Origin of the sequence: Streptomyces nymphaeiformis (assembly GCF_014203895.1) — a bacterium.
In the GTDB taxonomy this organism is placed as follows: Bacteria; Actinomycetota; Actinomycetes; order Streptomycetales; family Streptomycetaceae; genus Streptomyces; species Streptomyces nymphaeiformis.
This window is the reverse complement of sequence record NZ_JACHJY010000030.1, coordinates 1-2,388: the sequence shown is the minus strand read 5'-3', so window position 1 is coordinate 2,388 and position 2,388 is coordinate 1. Positions and strand designations below refer to the sequence as shown.

2 protein-coding genes and 1 pseudogene are annotated in these 2,388 nt (G+C 66.3%); 1 reads left to right on the top strand and 2 read right to left on the bottom strand.

Going from position 1 to position 2,388, the window contains the following annotated elements; translation table 11 throughout:
• Nucleotides 1-330 (bottom strand): annotated as a pseudogene (locus GGE06_RS41955) (glycosyl hydrolase family 18 protein); the annotation flags it as partial.
• 150 nt (nucleotides 331-480) lie between these two features.
• Here GGE06_RS41955 and GGE06_RS43325 point away from each other — a divergent pair.
• On the top strand, nucleotides 481-1,347 hold the full coding sequence (locus GGE06_RS43325) for a NucA/NucB deoxyribonuclease domain-containing protein (RefSeq protein ID WP_246533108.1): 867 nt from the start codon (nucleotides 481-483) through the stop codon (nucleotides 1,345-1,347).
• Between the two features lie 47 nt (nucleotides 1,348-1,394).
• Here the strand turns inward: GGE06_RS43325 and GGE06_RS41945 are convergent, their stop codons facing one another.
• On the bottom strand, nucleotides 1,395-1,853 hold the full coding sequence (locus GGE06_RS41945; protein WP_184933330.1) for a hypothetical protein: 459 nt from the start codon (nucleotides 1,851-1,853) through the stop codon (nucleotides 1,395-1,397).
• Nucleotides 1,854-2,388 lie beyond the last annotated feature (535 nt).

Genomic DNA, 2,388 nt, shown 5'->3' with positions numbered 1-2,388 from the left:
AGCGGTCACCGCAGTCGACACCGCCGCCGACACCGACGAACCCGCCTTCACACTGCCCGAGGTCGGGGAGAGGGCCACGGAGAAGTCGTTGGCGGCGGTGCTGCTGGTGATCTTCTGAAAGATCTTCGAGTAGGCGTAGTTCAGCGGCTTGTCGTAACCGTCGACCTCCCAGAACGACAGCTCCTGGACGCCCTTTGACGCCGCGAAGGTCTCCAGGGTCTGGGCGTTGGACTGGCTGAAAAACTCGTTGTCGTCGTTCTGGCCGGCGATCGGGGTCAGGCCCATGCGGTTGAAGGCCTGCGCGGTCGTGATGCCGTAGAGCGAGGCCAACTGCGGGGCGGTGCCGTTCGCGGCGGACTCGGCGTCGTTCAGGGCGTTCTGCCCGTCGCCGCGGTCTGGGCCCGGTCGTCGGGACAGGTCGGTACCAGCTCCTACACCGTGTACATCCGCGGCACGGTGCCCAAGGAGTCCGACCGCACCATGTTCTTCGACTACGACCTCACCGACTTCGTCTCGGTCGGCACCACCGGCGCCGACGGGATGCGCATCGGCCTGAAGGGCGTCATTGTTCAGAACTGGCCCGCAGCCGCAAGACCTGTCCTCAGCAACACGCTCCCCGTCACCAAAACGCTGCCGCAGATGAAGGCCAGCCCTCACTACACCCACACGCTGCGCTATGCCCCGGGCCAGGGCAGCGGCGCGGGTGCGGCAGACCTCATCGCAGCGGTCTACCAGCCCGAGATCGAAAGCACGATGCCGCCCGGATGGGTGGGAGCAAGCCCGGTGACTGGCAAGCCGTTCATGTTCGCGCCGCGCTGGGATGCAGCCTCCTATCTGCGTAACTCCACCGGCGGTGGTAACCCCGCGAACAAGGGCGGCGCCGCGTTCAGCGTGGTCGCCACGCTCGGATACAGCTCCAAGGCCGGCGCACCCGAGAAGGCTGTGGCTGATCACATCAAGCAGGCGTTCACCAACCCGACCACCACCAAGCCGCTGAACGCGCACAAGAACGTCCCCGGCGACAACCTGAACGGACCCCTGCACCGCCTGTTCCTGGACAAGCGGCGGCGGGACCGAAACCGGGCGGTCGCGGTGCGCGAGTGCACCCGCTACTGGGGCGCGAACTACACCGCCGGCGGTAAGGAGTGCGACGAGTTCCCCTTCGCCACCACCTATGAGGGCTCCGCGGCCTCCGAATTCGACGTACACGTCGAGAAGAACAACTTCTCCGTCCTCCCCGTCCCCGGCGCGCAAAACGGCGCGGCCGGCAACCTGCTGAGCGGCTTCTACAACGCCAACCGGATCATCGACGGCCTGGAAGACGGCTTCATCGTCAAGATCAACTGACATGAGGGCTTGTGGCCGGCGCCGACGCTACGCCGGCCACAAGCTGGTCAGGCCTTGGGCCAGAAGTCGATCACGTACTTCTCCACCCCGTAGGCGACGCCTTCGGTCTGCGTGACGCGCGCGACCTCGGCACGGCCGGTACAGCCGACGCGGACCCGCCACCAGCCCGGGACACCGAGCTGAATCAGGTGCTCCGACCGCCCCAGGGTCATGGTCCACACCGCGACGTCTCCGGTGGTCGTCTCGAAGTCGACCTCGCCGATCTCATCCCACTCGACAGGCTCGGATGCCGGCTCGGCGTCCCAGGTCCTGACAGTGACCGCCGCGGTGTGGGTGTGACCGGCGCTGAACAGGTCGAAGCGACGTTCGTGCTGGGCCAGGAACACCCCCCACTCGTAACCGTCCCCGAACGGCACGGGCACCGCAGCATCGTCCGACTCCTGGAACCCAAAACCCCTGAACGCGACCTCGACGTCCAGGAGCTGCTTCTGCAGTAACTCAGGCACGACGCCCTCTCCTCCTCGAAGGGCCTGGAAGGCCCGGTTTCGGCACTATAGACACGCACCGGGACGACCCAGAATCCCAATTCCTTCAAGGCACGCACCGGCAGCCAGGAGCTTTCCGCCTCACGCGAGGGTGACGTCCACGGCCCGCAGGGTTGCGGCGATGACAGGGGGATGAGCACGACTCGTCCGATGCTGAACCAGCGTGAGGCCGCCGCCGCGTGCGGGGCAGCCGCTCCACGATCCGCCAATGCCGTGAGGCCGACTTGCTGCCGGGTTCGGTGGAGACCTCGGGGTGAAGCTGGCTGATCCCGGTCATGGCGTTGCGGCGCCGTTCTCCTCCCTGTCGGTGTACGCGTGAACGTACCCAGTTGGGTACAGGCGAACGGGCTCTGTCGCTGATCTTGTGACGGTGGAAACCCACACCCGGTGTACATCTGCGGCTTAAGGTCGTGGCCATGGAGTCCCCTTCATCGAGCCCGATGCCCACCCAGACTCTCCGTAGGCCGGGGCAGCAGATAGTCCTGTTCATGGTGGG

What these genes read in the sequence shown, in the direction of transcription:
- GGE06_RS43325 (WP_246533108.1), top strand. Translation starts at nt 481, where the DNA reads ATGTTCTTCGACTACGACCTCACCGACTTCGTCTCGGTCGGCACCACC.